Annotated in this window: 14 protein-coding genes and 5 pseudogenes; 12 read left to right on the top strand and 7 right to left on the bottom strand. The window is 61.0% G+C overall.

Going from position 1 to position 19,339, the window contains the following annotated elements:
- Window positions 1-104: 104 nt before the first annotated feature.
- A pseudogene (locus AUL33_RS21800) lies at window positions 105-848 on the bottom strand (IS5 family transposase); the annotation flags it as partial.
- Between the two features lie 222 nt (window positions 849-1,070).
- Here AUL33_RS21800 and AUL33_RS20355 point away from each other — a divergent pair.
- From AUL33_RS20355 to AUL33_RS20350, 3 genes and pseudogenes are all read left to right on the top strand, one after another.
- The gene (locus AUL33_RS20355) at window positions 1,071-2,261 is read left to right on the top strand and encodes a hypothetical protein (RefSeq protein ID WP_156419524.1); all 1,191 of its coding nucleotides are present in this window, start codon (window positions 1,071-1,073) and stop codon (window positions 2,259-2,261) included.
- A gap of 531 nt (window positions 2,262-2,792) precedes the next feature.
- Window positions 2,793-3,272 (top strand): hypothetical protein, encoded by a 480-nt coding sequence (locus AUL33_RS22360; RefSeq protein ID WP_156419523.1) that lies wholly within the window; start codon window positions 2,793-2,795, stop codon window positions 3,270-3,272.
- 328 nt (window positions 3,273-3,600) lie between these two features.
- Window positions 3,601-5,095, top strand: a pseudogene (locus tag AUL33_RS20350) (ISL3 family transposase).
- A 74-nt stretch (window positions 5,096-5,169) separates the two neighbouring features.
- On the opposite strand, the gene AUL33_RS20345 reads toward AUL33_RS20350, so the two are convergent.
- On the bottom strand, window positions 5,170-5,445 hold the full coding sequence (locus tag AUL33_RS20345) for a hypothetical protein (protein ID WP_062212788.1): 276 nt from the start codon (window positions 5,443-5,445) through the stop codon (window positions 5,170-5,172).
- A 217-nt stretch (window positions 5,446-5,662) separates the two neighbouring features.
- Window positions 5,663-6,670, bottom strand: coding sequence for a LacI family DNA-binding transcriptional regulator (locus AUL33_RS20340; RefSeq protein WP_062212786.1), 1,008 nt, complete (start codon window positions 6,668-6,670; stop codon window positions 5,663-5,665).
- Window positions 6,671-6,967: 297 nt separating this feature from the next.
- On the opposite strand from AUL33_RS20340, the gene AUL33_RS20335 reads away from it, so the two are divergent.
- From AUL33_RS20335 to AUL33_RS20315, 5 genes are all read left to right on the top strand, one after another.
- Complete coding sequence (locus AUL33_RS20335; RefSeq protein WP_082652783.1) at window positions 6,968-8,275, top strand: ABC transporter substrate-binding protein; 1,308 nt, start codon at window positions 6,968-6,970, stop codon at window positions 8,273-8,275.
- A gap of 92 nt (window positions 8,276-8,367) precedes the next feature.
- Window positions 8,368-9,267, top strand: coding sequence for a carbohydrate ABC transporter permease (locus AUL33_RS20330; protein WP_062212782.1), 900 nt, complete (start codon window positions 8,368-8,370; stop codon window positions 9,265-9,267).
- A complete protein-coding gene (locus tag AUL33_RS20325; RefSeq protein WP_202815320.1) occupies window positions 9,267-10,082 on the top strand; it encodes a carbohydrate ABC transporter permease in 816 nt (271 codons plus the stop codon). Before AUL33_RS20330 ends, AUL33_RS20325 begins: the two co-directional genes overlap by 1 nt.
- A gap of 10 nt (window positions 10,083-10,092) precedes the next feature.
- Window positions 10,093-11,211, top strand: coding sequence for an ABC transporter ATP-binding protein (locus AUL33_RS20320; RefSeq protein WP_062212780.1), 1,119 nt, complete (start codon window positions 10,093-10,095; stop codon window positions 11,209-11,211).
- Between the two features lie 38 nt (window positions 11,212-11,249).
- Complete coding sequence (locus AUL33_RS20315; protein WP_062212779.1) at window positions 11,250-13,277, top strand: alpha-amylase family protein; 2,028 nt, start codon at window positions 11,250-11,252, stop codon at window positions 13,275-13,277.
- A 286-nt stretch (window positions 13,278-13,563) separates the two neighbouring features.
- Here the strand turns inward: AUL33_RS20315 and AUL33_RS20310 are convergent.
- Together AUL33_RS20310 and AUL33_RS22590 are read right to left on the bottom strand one after the other, a co-directional pair.
- A pseudogene (locus AUL33_RS20310) lies at window positions 13,564-14,460 on the bottom strand (IS110 family transposase).
- 21 nt (window positions 14,461-14,481) lie between these two features.
- Window positions 14,482-14,703 carry a DDE-type integrase/transposase/recombinase gene (locus AUL33_RS22590; RefSeq protein ID WP_192843237.1) on the bottom strand — a complete coding sequence of 74 codons (222 nt, stop codon included), beginning with the start codon at window positions 14,701-14,703 and terminating at the stop codon, window positions 14,482-14,484.
- A gap of 242 nt (window positions 14,704-14,945) precedes the next feature.
- On the opposite strand from AUL33_RS22590, the pseudogene AUL33_RS20300 reads away from it, so the two are divergent.
- A pseudogene (locus AUL33_RS20300) lies at window positions 14,946-16,147 on the top strand (IS110 family transposase).
- 42 nt (window positions 16,148-16,189) lie between these two features.
- On the opposite strand, the pseudogene AUL33_RS22965 reads toward AUL33_RS20300, so the two are convergent.
- Window positions 16,190-16,546 (bottom strand): annotated as a pseudogene (locus tag AUL33_RS22965) (DDE-type integrase/transposase/recombinase); the annotation flags it as partial.
- Entirely contained in the window at window positions 16,543-16,701 is a 159-nt protein-coding gene (locus tag AUL33_RS20295; RefSeq protein WP_156419521.1) for a hypothetical protein, read from the bottom strand. The gene AUL33_RS20295 and the pseudogene AUL33_RS22965, both read right to left, overlap by 4 nt.
- Window positions 16,702-16,839: 138 nt before the next feature.
- Between AUL33_RS20295 and AUL33_RS20290 the strand changes: the two genes are divergently transcribed.
- The 3 genes from AUL33_RS20290 to AUL33_RS20280 all read left to right on the top strand — a co-directional run bounded on the left by AUL33_RS20290 (window position 16,840) and on the right by AUL33_RS20280 (window position 19,329).
- Entirely contained in the window at window positions 16,840-17,871 is a 1,032-nt protein-coding gene (locus AUL33_RS20290; protein ID WP_062212773.1) for an IS110 family transposase, read from the top strand.
- A 767-nt stretch (window positions 17,872-18,638) separates the two neighbouring features.
- The gene (locus AUL33_RS21790) at window positions 18,639-19,034 is read left to right on the top strand and encodes a type II toxin-antitoxin system RelE/ParE family toxin (protein ID WP_192843236.1); all 396 of its coding nucleotides are present in this window, start codon (window positions 18,639-18,641) and stop codon (window positions 19,032-19,034) included.
- Window positions 18,997-19,329, top strand: a complete 333-nt coding sequence (locus AUL33_RS20280) for a helix-turn-helix domain-containing protein (RefSeq protein WP_374754456.1) — start codon at window positions 18,997-18,999, stop codon at window positions 19,327-19,329. The genes AUL33_RS21790 and AUL33_RS20280 overlap by 38 nt, the downstream gene beginning before the upstream one ends.
- Window positions 19,330-19,339 lie beyond the last annotated feature (10 nt).

Here is a 19,339-nt window from a genome sequence, read left to right as displayed (position 1 = left end):
CCACACCTCAAGCACTACCGAAAAGGTAACACGAAACGGCGTTTCCCCACAGCCTCAATGGTTTCCTGACGGTCTGCAGTGACTTCTCCCGGCTCTGGGGCCTGCTCGATGGCTGCGCCGAGGCTGAGGACGCCGAGGAAACTGGTTGCGGTCTTCTCGTAGCGGGTGGCGACGGCCCGCCATTCCTTCAGCCGAGCCCATAGGCGCACGAGCCAATTGCGGTTGTTGTAGATCCAGTCCGGACAGGCGAAGGGGGCCTCGCGGCGAAGCCAGGCCGGGCACCCCCTGTCTCTGATATGTCGGCGGAACGCCGAGCTGGTATAGCCGCGGTCGGCCACCGCCCACTTCGGCACGTCCGGTAGGCGATCGAGGAAGGGGACGGCGTGCGGCAGATCGTGGGCCTTGCCCAGGTGCGAGGCGGGAGGCGATGACGCGCCCCGCGCCGTCAGCCATCACGCAGGCCTTGGTGCCATAGCCGCCACGAGATCGGCCAAGCGTTTCACGGCCGTCCCTCTTTTGCAGATCCCCTTTCGGCTGGCGCCTGCCGCCTTCTGATGGGCACGAATGTTGGCCCCGTCCATGAACACAATGCCAAGCCGGATGGCTCGCTCCTGAACCAACGCCAGCAGCTTCTCCCAGACGCCAAGCCGCGCCCAGTGGATGAGGGTTTGCGCTGCCATCCACCATGGGCCGAACTCGCCCGGCACGGACCTCCGCTTGGGCCCGTTCCGATGACGCCAGAGGATTGCCTCAATTATCCGCCGCAGATGGGGGCTCGGCACCTTGGTATGCGGGCGGAACGCCTCAATCAGAGGTTCCAGATCAGACCATTGCCGGTCGCTCAGCATCCCCGCTCCTCCAGCTTGGAAAAGCCATCGACTTAAAGCCGGCTTCAAGCGCGGATAGCCACTAATCGGCCTTCTTCCTATATCAAGGGCAAAATCCGTAATCGACCAAGCCAACTGGACCAAAAAGGAAGCGTCGCTCATACGAGCGTTCCCATCATGTTGGCGTTCGGTTCGATGCCCACCATATTGATGCGCAAGGTCGGAGTATGGAGTGGGGCAATCGTGAATGAAGTCGCCGGGCGACCGAAGTTCGATGGAAGAATGGTCTTTCTGCCTCGCGTGGACGCGTTGCATCCCGGCGACATACTCCTGACGTCCAACGTCGAGAGCGACGACCGCAAGGGATTGATCAGTTCGAGCATGATCAGGGCAGCTACCAAGGGCAACTTCAGCCATGCCCTGATATGCTCGCATCCACCGACGTTCGTGGAAGCCATAGGCTCTGGAGTGAGCACGTTGTCGCTGGCGCGCTGCTTTGCCTACGACATAGGGAACATTCGTCTTCTTCGCTATCCCGATGCCCTGATCGCCGAGACAGCGGCGCGCATCGCGATGGACGAGGTAGGACGTGACTACTCCGTCGCGCGAGCCGTGCGCTCGGTCTTCCCGACGCAGATGCTCGATCGCATCGACGACCATGGGATATTCTGTTCCGCGTTGGTCGCCCAGGCTTTCACGGTCGCTGGTGGCGATCTGTTCCGTCCTGTCTCGCCCGACCAGACGACACCTGCAACGATCGAACGTATGGCAGGTCTGACGGACATCACTGCGAGCGCCTTCCACAGAGCTTTGGCGCCGCGCAACATCGAACAGATGTCTTCGCTCGATGGGGATCGGGTCCCGACACCCTCCTCTCGGCAGACGAGTCTTTCGGCGGAGTATGCTCGCTCGATTTGGCCGAAAGCCGAAGCATTGGTAAAGGATTATCCCGAACTGGGTCTAGAACCCGGAGCGACGCTATATGGTATGCTGCGTTTTATCACCGACTCGATCGATCACGTCCGCCGAGTGCGTCCGGGCGGTCGTGATGCGTTCCTGCAAAGGCTGATGACAATCGATCAGGAACTCGCTGCGTTGATCGGCAAAGGTGAGCTGGAAACAGTGCTCGCCGACATCGAAGCGATCGATGATCCCTCTCTGATGAAGAACATGCAAGAATCGTTCAGCTCCAAACCTGACATCGATCTCGATGCGCTCCAGGCTTATCTTACAACGGCTCGAAGAGGTCTGGAGGTTCGACAAGACGCCATCTCGAATTGGGAGGGCTGGGGCCTTGAACGTTCGAAGTCTATGACGACCTACATTGAGATAGATCGCAAGGTCGCGGCTTCCATGACGTTGCGCAACACGGCCATCGAGGAGATCCTCGCACGTTGCCGCCCACTTACCCGGTATGGCAGTGCCGGGGAATGACTGGTCCCATAACCTGACCCTGAAGACTTGTGGCATGATCGTCCTAGGATCGCTTGCTGGTGATACGGAATGCATCGCGCACATGGGCATCGACTACGGCTGGAGGTGGCGGAGCCGCTTATGGCGATGGAAACAACGGGATCCCGCGACGCCGGAGGTAGTTTGGTAACACAGCACTTTTCGGCTTTGGTACGGCTATGCGACCATCTCAAGAATTGCTCCGCAAGCCCGGTCAGATCTCTCTTATCGAAATCGAGTCGCCTGCCGACCTAATTGAGGTCGTTTTCCGCAGCGACCTACGAGACCATATGTTCGGCTCATTGACGCGTCTTCTTTCCGAGCGACATGGGCTGACTGGTCTAGACGCAGGTGAGCTTCGGGCGGCCGTCGACGGCATCGCCTATGGAGAATTATTCGCGCTGGACGGATTCCATTCGCAATAGATCGGATCGCTTTGTATGCAAAGCCAAACAGCTGCAGCGTTTCGATTTTACCCCCTAAAAACTCTCGCCACATATACACGGAAAAACGATGAAATATTTTGTTGCCGGCCTTATTGGAGCCTGCCTTGCATCATCCTCCGTTTCAGCACAAGCCCAGTTCGAAGACTTTTTGAAACTTAAGCAGTCTGCCGAACAGACTGCGAAGGTTGCAAATGTCGCGGGATCCATTGCTAGGCAACTCAACGACTTGGTAGAATACAACGAAATGTGCAATAGGTCGGATCATTTTAAGAATTTTATAGATGGTCCGTTGGTTTCAGGCAACGCTAACCGAGCTACTTGCTGCCAGCCTGAGCTTCGCATAAAACAGGTAGCGTCATGTATTGGCACTTTCATAAGCCCTCTACCTTCGCTTCGGGGGGTAAAGATCTCACGCCGCACCGAAATTCTATACGATGAGGCAAAAGGCATTATTGAGGGTGACCTGCAGGATCAATTTTTTGCCGAGTGTACATCAAACAATGATCATATTCAATCATGTCTTTTGATGGACAAGCGTAGTCAGTGAATGTGTGAATGCATTAAGATAGCTTTCCAAGAGGTATCATCATACCGTTGAGGACAATAATGCAGCGGGCGTCGTCCGCCTAGTAAGACATAGTTCGTCATCAGTCTATCAACGGTAATATGGTCAATGTCCTTCTGGTTCAGCATGAACGAGCGATTGCTGCGTGAATGCAGCCGAAGCCAGATGCGAACAATAGGCGGCATAGGGTCGGTCCGCTTCCGTTTCACGGTGATTTGATTGTCTGTCAAACGGCATTTAAAACTGGGTCTGACTCATCTTCGGTGCAATTTTGCTGTGGGATTGGCGATTTCCGATGAAGATCGTCGAGATGCCATGCCGCCTTCCGCTCTCAGCCGTCGCTCCCGCGGGGCTCGCTATCGATCATCAGGAGTTCGTGGACGGCGTCCTGATCATCAACGCATCGCTGCGAGGAACATCGGCGGCGTGCCCATCCTGCAATCGTCTTTCGCAACGCGTGCACAGCCGGTACCATCGGCGCGTGGCAGACCTGCCCTAGGCGGTGGAGCCGTCCAGCTTCATCTTATGGCGCGTCGCTTCCGCTGTGACGGGCTGGACTGCCGCCAGAGGATCTTTGCCGAGCGCTTCGGTTCGACCGTGCCGGAGCGAGCCCGTCGCACCGGGCGGATGGAGGGGATCGTCCACCATCTTGGCCTTGCTCTCGGCGGAAGACCCGGTGCCATCTTCGCTGCCCGGCTCATGCTGCCGGTGAGAAACGACACCCTGCTGCGCGTCGTGCGGCGCCGCGCTCGTTCCCGTACTGAGCCCCTGACAGTGGTCGACGTCGATGATTGGGCGTTCCGCCGCAACCACCGCTACGGCACGATCGTCTGCGACCTGGAGCGGCGTCGGATCGTCAAGTTGCTGCCTGACCGCGAGATTACGACCGTCGCCGCGTGGCTCGCCGCCCATTCCGGCATTCGTGTTGTCTCCCGGGACCGAGGTGGCGGCTACAAGGAAGCGGCTGCACGGACTTGCCCGCTGCGGTCCAGATCGCCGACCGCTGGCATCTCATGGAGAACGCCAGCAGCAGCTTCCTCGAAGCTGTGTCGAAGGCGATGAAGCCGATACGAGCCGCCCTCGGCGCAACGATTGTGGACTCCATGCTCCTGACATCGGCAGAGCGGCTGCAATACGAAGGCTACCTCCGCCGCGAAGAGACGAATGCCATCGTCGTCGAAGTGGCGGCCAGTGGCACCTCGATCAAGGAGATCGTCCGCCGAACGGGTCGCAGCCGCAAGCTGGTACGCTTGATTGTGCGTGGCGAGCGCACAGACGTCTTCCGGGTCCGGCAAGGCTCGCTCGATCGGCATCTGCCGTTCCTCGACGCGCAGTGGGAGGCGGGGTGCCGCAACAAGCCCGAACTCTGGCGCCGCCTGCGGGCGCTTGGCTTTGGCGGATCGACTCGTGTCGTCTCGGAGTGGGCGACGCGCCGACGCCGCTCCGAACGCATGACGACCGCCCAGCTTCGCAGACCGCCATCAGCTCTCACCATCGCCCGCTTGATGACGTTGAAGCGTGACCTCCTGGCAAAGACCGAGACTCTTACCGTCGCCGCGATCGAGGCAGGCGCGCCAGCCCTTGCCGAAGCGAGGACCCTGATCGACCGTTTCCAGTCGATCATCCGGCGCATGGCCGAAGCCGATCTCGACCCCTGGCTCCAGGACGCTGGCTCCAGCCTGATCGCCTCGTTCGCCCGCAGTATCGGCAAGGATCTCGCGGCTGTTCGTGCCGCCGTCACTGAGCCCTGGTCGAATGGCCAGACCGAAGGCCACGTCAACCGCCTGAAGCTCGTCAAACGTTAGATGTACGGGCGCGCCAAGCTCGATTTGCTCGAAGCGCGACTCATCGGAGCGCCTTGATGGGCATCGAAAGTGCGTCAGACCCAATTTTGCCCGCCGAATGACAGCGTCGAGGCCAGAAACCGTAGCCGTCCGCCCGTCGGCAACTCCACCACGATCGCCGTATCGTCAATGACGGCGACCGGTTCGGACATAGGCTCAGGGTCGATCAGGGCCAGCACGAAGGCTGGCTCCGGATGAAATGACGGATGCTCGGCGCGAAAGCTGGGAAGCCGTGTCCCCAACTGCGAGCGCGAGATCCCATGACGGCGCGACGTCATTGAGACCATGCGCGAGGCCGCCTGGCTTTCCATCACGATCTAAAGCTTCTCGTCATCGCTCTACCACGGTGGAAGGGGATGACGCTCAGCTGCAACTGGACGCACGCCTGCGAGGCTCGCACGCGGAAGGCAGACTGCACGACAGGCAAAGAGTTGCGGGTCGCGCGCTGCGAGCAAAAAGATGTCCTGGAGATGGTTCAGCGCCGGCTCGGTGCCGATCCTCAAACCATGCGGATCCGGCAGAAGACGGTCAGGGTGGTGCGCATGACTGGCCTACCACTAGCTTCGGCATGAGCAGCCGTTCGCGCGGGGGTGGGGCAGTGGCGACTGACTGGTCGATGCGATCGAACAACCAACTGCTTGCGATATCAGCGATATCGCTTGTTGATTGGACGGCCATAGTCAAGCGAGGCTTAATAATCTTCGACCAAGGCACATCGTCAATGCAGGTCAGTGAGATGTGTTGCGGACATCTCAAGCCTAAATCGTCGATGGCCTGAAGAACGCCGAGCGCCGTTGTATTGTTGGCCGCTAGGATGGCAGTGGGACGGCTGGCGCTCGTCAAAAGGCGCATCGCCAGACCATACCCCATCTCGGCCTCGTAATCTCCGTGAACGACCATTGCGTCGTCGACGCCAAGCCCGGCCGTTGCCATGGTGTCGAGAAAACCTCTCTTGCGCTCGTCGGCGGTCCATAGACCAGAGGGTCCGGCGATATGGGCAATGCGCCGATGGCCGTATCGTATCATGTGCTCTGTCAACATGGCGCTGGCGAGATGGTTGTCGGAACCGACGAAGTCGGCGGGCAGTCCCTCCACCCGGTGGTCGAGGGTGACGAGCGGCCGGTCGAGACGGCGCAGATAGTTAAGATACCGCTCCCCCCGTCCATGGGGCACGAGGATCAACCCGGAAACCCTTTGACCAACAAGATGGGACAGGATGGCGAGTTCGCGTTCGGGATCGAACCGCGACTCCGAGACAATAACCAGATGGTCCCGCTCCAAAGCTGCACGCTCCACCTTCTGCAGGATCTCACCGAAGAACGGATTCGTCACGTTGCCGAATATGATGCCGATAAGGCGACTGCGCCCGCTCTTCAGCGTTTGAGCGATCGGGTTGGCAACATAGCCGATGTCTCGGATCGCCTCGGCAATCCGCTCTTGGGTCTGCAGACTGACGCGAGAGGCGTCGCGCAAAGCAAGCGAAACGGTGGAGATGGACACTCCAGCTAGTCGCGCGACGTCTCGGATGGTTGCCATGCTCAAATTGCTTCTCGTGCCTGCAGCTTCAAGGCTTGCCGCTTTTCCAGGCGGGACGCAAATCCTAGTCGCTTCCAAGCGGGCCTCCCCTCCAGCAGCGTCTACCGGGCATCAAGGCTCTTGACGACAGCCACGTCCATGGTCTCAATGCCATCGAACCGTTGCGATTGATGTGCGTATTTTACGCATACAGATTCTTATTAGTATGGATCGAAACGGTTCGATAAAAAGTTTGGCTTCTGGTTGGAGCCGGTGAGTTTGGATTAACCTGATCGCTGTCTCTGGGAGGAGATTTTGATGGCTCGGTTTCGTGCAGCCCTGGCGGTGAGCATTGCAACATTAGTCGGGACGACGGCGCTTTTGACAACGGCTTCCATGGCGGACTCGCAAGAAGCTGTGACGCTCCGGATGTGGAGCCTGTCCGAAGAAGGCGCTCCGGAATTCTTCGAATATGCCAAGGGCGAATTCGCCAAGACGCACCCGCACGTCACCATCGTCAACGAATTTTATCCGAACGAAGCCTATAAGACCAATCTCCAGATTGCCTTGGTTGGCTCCGAGCCGCCGGACATCTTCTTCAATTGGGCTGGCGAGGCCTCCAGTCGCCTGATCGCTGACAAGCTCGTCCTCGACATCACCGATCTTGGCGCGCGGCCGAACGGCTTCATGTCGGAAATCTCTGATGCTTGGCGAAGCTCTTTCGAGAAGAACGGGCGTAGCTATGGGGTTCCGATCGAAGCCGTTTCGAAATACTTTTTTTACAACATAAATTATTTCGAAAAGCACCAGCTGAAGGTTCCGGCGACCTTCGACGAGTTGGCGGGAGTGTGCCGGGCCGTGCGCGCGGCCGATCCCGAGGTAGTGCCCCTGCCGCTCGGCAATTCGGAGCGCTGGAAGGTGATCCACTACATCTCCATGCTGAACGACCGGGTCGTCGGCTCGCAAACGACGGCGGGCGACTATGCCCTCACCCATGCCGACGACGCCCTGTTCACCGATCCCGGCTATGTCGAGGCATGGCAGAAGCTTCTGGACCTCAAGAGCGCCGGTTGTTTTCAGGACGCGCCGAACGCCACGTCCCCCGAGGTCACGCGCACGATGTTCTCATCCGAAATCTCGCCGATGATCTACTGCGGAACATGGTGCATGCCGATCATCGATGCCGAAGGCTATAACGGCTATGGACTTTTCCGCATGCCTCCCGTGGCCGGCGGCCGAGGCGATCCGAACACCAACTTCCTCGTGCCGCAAGGCTACCAAGTGTCTGTGAAGACCCCGCATGCCGACGCGGCCGTGGAATGGCTGAGCTTTCTCGTTTCCGGGCCGGTCGCCGCCAAGTTCGCCGAGTTCCGCAAGGCGATCCCCTCGAACCCGGACAATATCGGCACCGTGCCTGGCGCCACCGAGCAGTTCAACTGGATGATCGGCGACGTTTCCAAGGTTTCCAAAGGGGTGAATTCGCTCGACGTCATCCTAGAACAGCCGGTTGCCGAAGCCTATCTCAACGCGGGCGTTGAGATACTCACCGGCTCGATCACGCCGAGTCAGGCGATGGACAAGATCCGTGCCGCGGCCATTCAGACCAAAGCCGAGGCGGCGAGGTAGCTCCTCCCCATCCTCGCCGTGTCCGGCAGGGACCTTGGGGCGCTTACAAAGATCGCGCCCCAAAGACTGTCGACGCTGATCGGTGAAAACCCATGTCCAAGAAAATCACGATGGCGAAGCGGCCGGCTATGTCTTCCGCGGCGGGTACGGCGTTCCTTTTGGGGCCGGCATTCGTCCTATGCTCGATCTTCATATTCATTCCAGCCGTTCTGGCCATAGTCGGCTCGTTCTACGAGTTCTCGCTCACCTCGCCCGAACGGCGGTTCGTCGCCTTTGCCAACTATACCCGAGCGGCCGCCGACCCGATCTTCTGGCTGGCATTGCGCAACAACCTGATCATCGTCGTCGGCTCGATCGTCCTGCAGGTCGGCTTCGGCACAGTTCTGGCCGCGATCCTCGACCGCGGCCTTCCTAAAGGCTCGACGTTCTTCCGAACAGTCATCTTCGCGCCGATGGTCGTGTCCTCGGTGGCCGTCGCAGTGATCTGGCTCATCATCCTCGACCCCAATATTGGTGCTTTGAACGCTTTGGTGAAGGCGACGGGGCTGTCGCCGCCCACGCTCGGCTGGCTCGGCGATCCCGATCTTGCGATCTGGATGCTCCTGATCGTCGCAGCGTGGCAGTATACCGGCTTCATGATGGTGCTGATCCTAGCTGGGCTCCAGGCGGTTCCCAAGGACCTTTACGAGGCGGCCGCGCTCGACGGCGCGCGCGGGGTCAGGGCCTTCCGCCACATCACCCTCCCGGCGATCCGCAACGTCCTTCTGGTGTCTGTTCTCATCACCACCATCGGCGGCATCAAGGTGTTCGACCTGATCTACGCGACAACGCAGGGCGGGCCTGCCGACGCAACGCAGGTCATGGGCACCTACATTTACCGACAGGCCTTCACGCTCAACAATATGGGGTACGCCAACGCCCTCTCTGTCGTGCTTCTCGTCCTGGCTGTACTTCTTGGCGTTCTTCAACTCAAGGCGTCGAGGAGAACCTGATGATGTCTCGTCTTCCCCGTTTGACCGCATATGGCTTCGTCGTCTTCTGGTCGCTCTTCGTGACCATGCCGCTGGCTTGGATGGTCTTTGCGGCGCTCAAGACGCGGCGCGAGATCTTCGCGAGCCCGCTCGGCTTACCGGGCCAGTTCGATCTGTCGGCTTTCCGCCGTGCCTGGCGGGTGGGCGTCGGCGACTTCCTCTTGAACTCGCTCCTCATCACCTCCGTCACTGTCGCGTTGATCGTGGTCGCTTCCGCTGCCGCCGCCTATGTCCTGGCACGTTCCGACAGCCGTTGGACGCGCCTTGTCTATCTCCTCATCGTGGCGGCCTTCGCAGTCCCGGTTCAAGCTGTGCTCGTGCCCCTTTTTCAGATGATCTCGGCTGCCGGCCTCCTGAATCAACGCCTCGCGATCGTTCTGCCATACGCAGCCTATGGCATCCCGTTCACAACGATCCTCTTCTACGCTTTTTTCCTCGATTTCCCCCGCGAACTGGAAGAGGCGGCCCGGCTCGACGGTTGCAGTCGGCTGCAGATCTTCGTGCGCATCATCCTGCCCTTGTCGGGACCCAGCGTGGCCAGTGCGTGCATCTTCCAGGCGGTGTTCATCTGGAACGAGTTCCTCTTGGCGCTGCTCATGCTGACCAGCCCCGGCGTGAAGACGCTGCCCGTCGGCATCCTGCAACTGCAGGGCTCGTTCACGGCCGACTGGCCGGCGATCATGGCCGGCCTTTCCATCGCCGTCGCGCCGATCCTCCTGATCTTCATTCTGGCGCAGCGCTATTTCGTTCGCTCGCTCGCCGGCCTCGGCAAATAGGAAGTCCCGGATGCGCAGCCTCGAAATCGTGGACGTCACGAAGAACTACGGCGAGTTCCGTGCCATCAAGGGCGTAAGCTTCGAGGTGGATCCGGGTGAGTTCATCGTCATGGTCGGCCCCTCGGGCTGCGGCAAGTCTACCTTGCTGCGCTCGATCGCCGGATTGGAGGAGATTTCCGGCGGCCGCATCCTTATCAACGGCCGCGACGTGACGCGCGAGCAGCCTTCCGAGCGCGGCGTGGCGATGGTCTTCCAGAACTACGCGCTCTACCCGCATATGAGCGTACGCGAGAACATGGGCTTCGCACTGAAGATCGCCGGCGCCACGCGCGCTGAGGTCAAGGCTGCGGTGGAACGGGCTGCCCGCATCCTGCGCATCGAAGACCATCTCGACAAGAAACCCAAGCAGCTGTCCGGCGGCCAAAAGCAACGCGTGGCGATCGGGCGGGCGATCACCCGCTCGCCGGAGGTGTTTCTCTTCGACGAGCCCCTGTCGAACCTGGACGCGGCTCTGCGCTCGCAGATGCGGGTAGAACTCGGCCGTCTCCACGCGGAACTCTCCGCCACGATGGTCTACGTGACTCACGACCAGACCGAGGCGATGACCATGGCCAGTCGGATTGTTGTCTTCAACGCCGGGAGGATTGAGCAGGTCGGCGCACCGCTGGAACTCTACAACCGCCCAGCGAACCGTTTCGTCGCTGGCTTCATCGGCTCGCCGCGCATGAACTTCATCCGCGCACGCGTCCTCGCACTGGACGGCGAATATGCGACGCTGACGATCGCCGGAATGGAGGAGTCGCTCCGCCTGACCGCGCCCGGTGTATCGGTCGGCGACGAGGTGACGCTGGGTATAAGACCCGAGGGTCTGGGCGAGGCGGCCGCGACGGGATCTCGGATCCGGGGAACGGTGGCTGTGATCGAGAGCCTGGGCCGCGAGACGCTGGTCTACGTGGATGCTGGGGTTCTGCGCTCATTCGATTCCGAGTCGCAAGACGGGTATCTGGCGGTCCATCGGTCCCGACAGATCGACGTGAAGCAGGGAGACCCCGTCACGCTGACCCTCGATCCGGAGACGCTTTTCGTCTTCGCGCCGGATGGCACCACCGTCCGTTTCCCCGAACGCTGACGCCCGTCACCATCTCATTTCTTCGAGAAGGAGCTGCCATGCGCTTCCGACAAGTTCATCTCGACTTCCACACGTCGGGCCTCATTCCGGGTATCGGCTCGCGGTTCGACGCCCTCCGCTTTGCGAGCGCCTTCAAGGACGCCTTCGTCGATTCCGTTACCGTCTTCTCGAAATGTCACCATGGCTATTCCTATCACCCGACGAAGGTCGGGGAGATGCATCCCGGCCTAGAATTCGACCTTCTGCGCAGCCAGATCGACGCCCTGCATGGCGTCGGGATCAAGGCGCCGATCTATCTGACCGCCACCTGGGACGAGCTTGCAGCGCACCGGCATCCCGAATGGCGCACCGTGACGCCGGAGGGCGAGCAGCCGCGCCAACACAGCTCGCCCAACGGTGCGGGCTGGGCCTTTCTGGACTTCTCGACACCCTATCTCGACTACCTTTGCGACCAGACCGAGGAGGTGATGGTCAACTATCCCGACGGCGACGGCATCTTCATGGATATCGCGTTCCAGTTGCCGACCGTGTCGGTGTCGGCCCGCGACGCGATGGACGAGATGGGCCTCGACTGGACCGATTCCGGTGATGTCCGCCGTTTCACGCAACTCTCCGCCGAGCGCTTCTACGAGCGCGTCCGCGATGCGGTGTACCGGCACAACCCGTCCATGCCCGTGTTCTTCAACTCTGGCCACATGCGCAAGGGCATGCGCAGGCATTACCAGGTCTACAGTCACATGGAGTTGGAGTCCCTGCCGACGGCCGGCTGGGGCTACGAGCATTTTCCCTTGAGCGCCCGCTACTTCGATGCGCTGGGGATTCCGTTTCTAGGAATGACCGGCAAGTTCCACTACCATTGGGGGGAGGTAGGGGGCTACAAGAAGCCCGAAGCGCTAGTGTACGAATGCGCCGCGATGCTGGCGCAGGGCGCCCGCTGTTCGGTCGGCGACCATCTGCACCCGACCGCCGCGATCGATACCTCCACCATGGCGATCATCGGCGCTGCCTATCGCTGGGTGGCCGGGCGCGAAGCCTGGGCGATCGACACGACCAACCGGGCCGACATCGCGTTCCTGTCGGTGGAAGCCTGTTCGACCCCCGATCTCGTCGGGCTTCCCGGGCAATTCGACCGCCGCTTCGATTCCCCCGAGCAAGGCGGCGTGCGCGTTCTTCTCGAAGGCCAGTTCGCCTTTGATGTCGTCGACGGCGAGAGCGATCTGTTCGGTTACCGCCTCCTTATCCTTCCCGATGTCATCGTCGTCGACGAAAATCTTCGGGCGAAAATAGAGGCCTTTGCGGCGGCAGGCGGCAAGGTGCTGTCTACCGGCAACAGCGGCATCGATCCCGCGCGCGGCTTTCTGTTCGACGTCGGCGCCGAGTGGCAGGGAACGTCCGGCATGGCGGGAGGGGACTATCTCCTGCCAGTGGCGCCCCTGCGCGCCGGGTTCGTCCACGACCCCCTCTTCATGTACAAGCCGTCCGAGCGAATGCGCATACGCGACGGGGAAAGCCTCGGCGAGGTCTTCGACCCATATTTCGATCGCACCGCGCGTCATTTCAGCGGCCATGTCAACGCGCCGAGTAAGCCGGAGCCCAACGGCTACGCCGCGGGAGCGCGAAAGGGCAACTTCATCCATCTCGCCCACCCTGTCTTCAGCGCCTACCACGAGACCGGGGCGGTCGCGATGCTGGAGATCGCGGAGAATGCGATAGACTTCGCCTTGGGGGGCGAGCGCCTCGTACGCACCACTCTTCCGCGGGCAGGCCGCGTCACGATCCGCCGGCAACCGGCGCAGAACCGCGACATCGTCCATCTCCTCCACGCAGCACCGGCTCTCCGCGGCAACATTGGAGGTGCCAACATACAACCAATCCAAGATATCGTGACGCTCCAGAATATCGAGGTGGAGGTCCGTATGGATTACCCAGTTGTGTCGGTGCGGTCCGTTCCCGAGATGTCGGTGCTCGAATTTTCCGTCGAGGGCGACAAGGTGCGCTTTACCGTGCCTGAACTCTGCGGGCAGACGATGGTCGAGATTGGCTACAGACCCGACAAGCACCCTTGACTATCGATGGCTTCGTTGCGTACGTGAAATGGGCTGGTTTGCAAGGGAATTGCCGCGTCAATCGCCGTCGGACGGTGCAGTCATATGTCCGGCCTGTGAGCGCGGTCCTGCACCGCTGGTCACGATGAGATCCGCAATGTCGATCGCGTGAATCAAACTGTCGCGCTCGAAGGCGCATTGCAACGGACGGTCTGATCGACATCGAGTTGTCGTCCCTCGGGGTCATCACGCTTGGGCACCTTGCCTGGCTCCTCCCGGCGCCGATGTGCCGAGAAGCTCTTTGTTCCTACGCAGCGGCCGTCACCATCGGTACCCGGCAGCTTCCGCCCTTAACCAGAAGAGCCCAGATCGTGCGAGCCATCTTATTGGCCAAGGCCACGGCTGCGACCTTGTAGGGCTTGCGGGCCATCAGGGAGACAACCCAGGCCGGCAGCCTCACGCCGCGTTTGGCCTGTTTCAGGATCGAGGTCGCACCGACCACCAGAAGCGAGCGCAGCTGGGTCTTGCCTCCCTTCGTGATGCCACCGAGGCGCTCCTTGCCGCCGCTCAAGTGGGCGCTCGCGTGATTCCGATCCAAGCCGCCAGATCACGCTCGGTTCGGAAGGCCGCCGGATCCTGGATCGCGGCTCGGACGGTCGCCGCGATGATCGGGCCTACGCCGGGAATGCTCGTCAGGCGTCGAGCCGTCTCGTCTTCCTTCACGGCCTTGACGATCTTCGTGTCCAACGCCTCGATGCGGGCCAACTGTCCTTCGATCTCCGGCCATTTCCAGAAGCGCTGCTCTCGCAGCGACTGGAAGACGGGTGTCCGCCTCGTCGCGCAGGATGGCGGTCAGCTTATCGATGCTGGCCATGCCCGTTGCGGTGATGATCCCGAGCTCGGCCATGTGGGCCCGAATCGCGTTCGATGCCTGGGTTCGCTGATGCACGAACAGCTCTCGGGTCTTCAGGACCATGCAGGCGGCTTGCTCGTCTGGCGTCTTGATCGGGACGAAGCGCATCGTGGGTCGCGTCGCCGCCTCGCAGATCGCCTCTGCATCCGCCGCATCGGTCTTGTTGCGCTTCACATAGGCTTTGACGTAGGCCGCCGGCATCATCCGCACCGTATGGCCGAACTGGCCGATCGCGTTGGCCCAATGATGTGCGCTGGCAGGCTCCGTTGCAAATGGCCGATCAGGCCACAATGATCCCGATCAGTTCCATTTTCAGACGACGAACACCTGAAACAGCCGCCGGATGAAGCGAGCTTCCGATTCACCGGCCAGGCTGTCGACCATCGAGCGGAACTGGCCCTTCCAGAACAACCGCATCGTCTCAAAGCCGCGAATGGCGTTGTGCGCTGTCTTTTGCGACTGGAAGCCACGCACGGGGCGGATCCGCTGCTTGAGCCTGCCGTGGTCATATTCGAGGCGGTTGTTATCGGGCATGCTGGCGGCGGCATCACCGACATCGCTTGCGCAGCGTCGCCTCCGGCGTAAGCTGATCGCAACCGGGAAAGGGGAGGCCGGGAGCATGAAGGTGGGCAGGCCGAAAGTACCTCTGAGCTGCGAGCTCGTGTTGTTATCTGGCTGCTCCTTCGACTGGCCTAGGTGCGCCGTGAGCGCGGATCCGTAAGTGTCGTGTGGCCCGCCAGCTCTCATGCATGTTCAACGTGGATGAGGAGCTGGAGATGAGGATCATCGCTCTCGACGTTCATCGGTCCTTCGCGCAAATGGCCATTCTGGAAGCCGACGTCCTAGAGGACGGCGGACGGGTGGATCTGGAACGAAGTCGCTTCCTTGAGTTCGCACAGACGCTTCGAGCCGATGACGAAGTGGTGCTGGAGGCGACCGGCAACACCAGTGCCATCGTGCGTCTTGTCAGGCCGTATGTCGCGCGCGTCGTCATCGCCAACCCTCGCCAGGTCCGGGCCATCGCCTACGCCAAGGTGAAGACCGACAAGATCGACGCCCGGGTCCTGGCCAGGCTTCACGCCAGTGGTTTCCTTCCGGAGGTCTGGATGCCGGACGATGCGACGGAGCGGCGCCGGCGAGAGACCGCGGAGCGCGGTCAGATCGTGGCGCAGATGACGCGCGCGAAGAACCGCATCCAGTCGATCCTCCACGCCCAGCTGATCGCCCCCTACAAGGGCGAACTGTTCTCCCGGCGTGGCCGCGCCTGGCTGGAAGCCTTGCCGCTCGAAGAGGATCAGCGTCGGAGCGTGACGCGCCACGCTGCAGAACTCGACCGCCTCGGCGTCGAGCTTGCGGACATGGACAAGGTTCTTGCTCAGCAGGCCTTGATGGAGCCTCAGGCGCGACGGCTGATGACGATCACCGGTATCGATGTTATGGTCGCTATGAGCGTGATGGCGGCGATCGGCGACATCACGCGCTTCTCCTCGCCCCAGAAGCTTGTGAGCACCTTTGGGTTGAACCCCAAGGTTCGCCAGTCAGGCGACCATTCCGCCTATCATGGGCGGATCAGCAAGCAGGCCGGGGCCATGCCCGATCGATGCTGGTCGAGGCTGCATGGTGCCTGATGCGCATTCCAGGCCCGCTGCGTGCGTTCTTCCACCGGATCGCTGCCAAGAAGAGCAAGCCCGTCGCAGCGGTTGCGACAGCACGCAAGCTGGCAGTCGTAATCTGGCACATGCTGACAAAAGGACAGGACTACACCTGGGTCCGTCCCGCGCTTCTGGCGTGGAAGATGCGATCTCTTGAGCTCGCGGCGGGACAGGCGTCACGCCGAGGCCAACCCAAGGGATCGGCTGCCGTCTACAGCCTCAAGGCTGTGAGAGAGGCTGAACGACAGATGATGGGGCAGGTCGAGGAGGCGTACCGCCGCTTTGTCGCCAACTGGCGTGCGCGACCCAAACCGAAACCATCCTAAGAGTCGAGAAGGAGGCCAGCCTGAAGAAAGGGACTGTTCAAACACATCCGTCAGGTATTTGACCTGCCGGTGCTGGCAGGTCGCCGCGAGCCACCCCTCTCGCCGCAACGAGGCGATCGCCTCGTCGTATGGCGGGTTCTTGTCCGTCGGGATCACCAAGGGCCGGTTGGGAGGCGACCGGCTCAAAGGCCTGACGAGGAAGCGTTTGGCCGCATTTGTCGTCCGTTTCTGCGATAGCTGGAAGTCGAGCGTCTCACCGCGGTCACCGATCGCGCGATAGAGATACATCCATTCGCCACGCACCTTCACGTAGGTTTCGTCGACGTACCAGCTGCCGCTGTTGCGATCTCGGCACCACTGGACGCGTCGGTCGAGCTCGGGGGATAGTGCTGGACTCAGCGGTAGATCGTGGTGTGATCGACCGAGAGGCCGAGCTCGGCCATCATCTCCTCGAGGTCGCGATAACTCAGCGCATAGCGGCAGTACCAGCGCATGCAAAGCAGGATGATGTCGGAGGCGAAGTGTCGGCTCTTGAACGCCAAACTCATGCTCAAGCCCTCGCTGTCCGCCGTCTTCAGAGCCACTGGCTCTCACTGCCTTCGCATCTTTGATGGTGTGGAACGGCCCTTCGAGGCGGCATCGAAGGTGCCTATCGTGGTGATCCCTCGCCACGAGACAGAAGGACCTGCTCCATGGAAACGATCACCACCATCGGTCTGGACTTGGCCAAGTCGGTCCTCCAGGTTCATGCCATCACGCAGGATGGCCGCGTCATCATCCGCAGGGCGCTGCGGCGGTCTCAGGTGCTGGACTTCTTTCGCGGTCTCGCGCCCTGTCTCGTCGGACTCGAGGCCTGTGCCAGCGCACATCACTGGGCCAACGCGATCGGCCAGTTCGGCCATACGGTGCGGATGATGCCGGCGGCCTACGTCAAAGCCTATGTGAAGCGCAACAAGACCGATGCAGCGGATGCAGAGGCGATCTGCGAGGCGGTGACGCGACCCACGATGCGCTTCGTACCGATCAAGACGCCGGACGAGCAGGCCGCCTGCATGGTCCTGAAGACCCGAGAGCTGTTCGTGCGTCAGCGAACCCAGACATCGAACGCGATGCGGGCCCACATGGCTGAGCTTGGCATCATCGCCGCGACGGGCATGGCCAGCATCGATAAGCTGATCGCCATCCTGCGCGACGAGGCGGACACCCGTCTTCCAGTCGCGGCGAGAGCGGCGCTTCTGGAAATGGCCGAGCAGATCGAACGACTGTCGTCCCGCATCGCGGCGTTGGACACGAAGATCGTCAAGGCCGTGAAGGAGGACGAAACGGCTCGTCGCCTGACGAGCATTCCCGGTGTCGGCCCGATCATCGCGGCGACCGTCCGAGCCGCGATCCAGGATCCGGCGGCTTTCCGAACCGGGCGTGACTTGGCAGCTTGGATCGGGATCACGCCGAGCGCTCACTCGAGCGGCGGCAAGGAGCGCCTCGGTGGCATCACGAAGCGCGGTAACGCGCAGCTGCGCTCGCTTCTGGTGGTCGGCGCGACATCGATCCTGAAACAAGCCAAACGCGGCGTGAAGCTGCCGGCCTGGGTCGTCTCCCTGATGGCCCGCAAGCCTTACAAGGTCGCAGCTGTGGCCCTGGCCAACAAGATGGCTCGCACGATCTGGGCCCTTCTGGTCAAGGGCGGGACCTACCGGGCACCGATGGTGATGGCCGCTGCGTAGGAACAAAGAGCTTCTCGGCACTTCGGCGCCGAGAGGAGCCAGGCAAGGTGCCCAAGCGTGATGACCCCGAGGGGCGACACCTCGATGTCGATCAGACCGTCTGTTGCAATGCGCCTTCGAGCGCGACAGTTTGATTCAGGCGATCGACGTTGCGGATCTCATCGTGGCCAGCGGTCCAGGACCGCGCTCACAGGCCGGACATATGACTGCACCGTCCGACGGCGATTGACGCGACGCGTACCTTGCAAACCGGGCCGTTCCACATATGCAACAGAGCCATTTCGACGCCTCAAGCTTTCGCGGCGATCTTGGATTTCGCCAGTTTGCCCCGGTGAAGTCCGACAGACGCGCTCATACCATCTGGGAAATCCAGAACGACCCGCGCGCTGCCTCCTAAGATGCTCGCGTAATGCCAGAGTGTTCGAAGCTGTACGGTCTCTGACGACCGCTCGATCCTGGAAATCTCGCTCTGTTTCAGCCGCTGCGTTCGGCTGCCTGCGCCTGTGTCAGATGCGAAGCCTTGCGAATATCGGCTAGGTGCATGTCTTCCAGCACCTTCGCCGCGCCGGCTTCGATCTTTTCGCGGCGCTCCACAGGCAGAGCTTTAATCCGCGAAAATTCATCGGCTCCAGGCTTGAACTATAGCACTAAGTACCATATTTTGAGTTTGGGATCAGCGTGGTGCTGATCTAGCCAGTGCAATGCATCAGCCGACCATAGGAGACCAACGATGGCAGCCGCACTCCGAATTCGCCCAGGAAACCAGGATGGAAGTGTACAAGACCAAGGCATTTGACCGGCTCGCCCGCAAGGCGAAGGTCACAGATTTAGAATTGCGGGAAGCTGCTAGGGAGATCAGAGAGGGACGGATCGACGCCGATCTTGGCGCCTTTTTGATCAAACAGCGTGTTTCTCAAGGGCAAGGCGGTCGTGCAAACGCCCATCGAGCCATCATCGCGACGAAGGACGGAGACCGAATTGTCTTCCTTCATCTCTTCGCTAAACGAGACCAAGAGAACCTGACAAAGACCGAGCTCGATGGGTATCGCGAGGCCGCAAAAATCCTTGCTGTTGTCCCTCAATCAATGGTCAAAGCCCTCTTAAAAACGAAGGAATGGATACAGATTGAAGAACCGCACGAGCCGGAGGGAGTATCAGAGTGATGCCCTACGCTCTCTGCACTCCGCGATGGAGGGTCTGCACAAGGTAGGCGCCATCGATAAGGCAACTATGCGAGGGTTCGATGTGAGCTGCCTCACATCGGTGGACGCACTCGATGCCGACAGCATTCGGGAAATTCGTGAACGCGCGGCGATGAGCCAAGCGCTGTTCGCGAAGGTCCTCAATGTCACGGCGTCGGTCGTCAGCAAATGGGAGCGAGGCGAGAAGAAGCCTAGCGGCCCCTCTTTGAAGCTCCTGACCTTGGCAAACAAGAGAGGGGTCGAGGCTATCCTCTGACCCCTCTCTA

The sequence above is a fragment of the Aureimonas sp. AU12 genome (assembly GCF_001463705.1).
GTDB lineage: Bacteria > Pseudomonadota > Alphaproteobacteria > Rhizobiales > Rhizobiaceae > Aureimonas.
The sequence above is the reverse complement of the archived record's forward strand: the minus strand, read 5'-3'. Positions and strand labels throughout refer to the sequence as shown.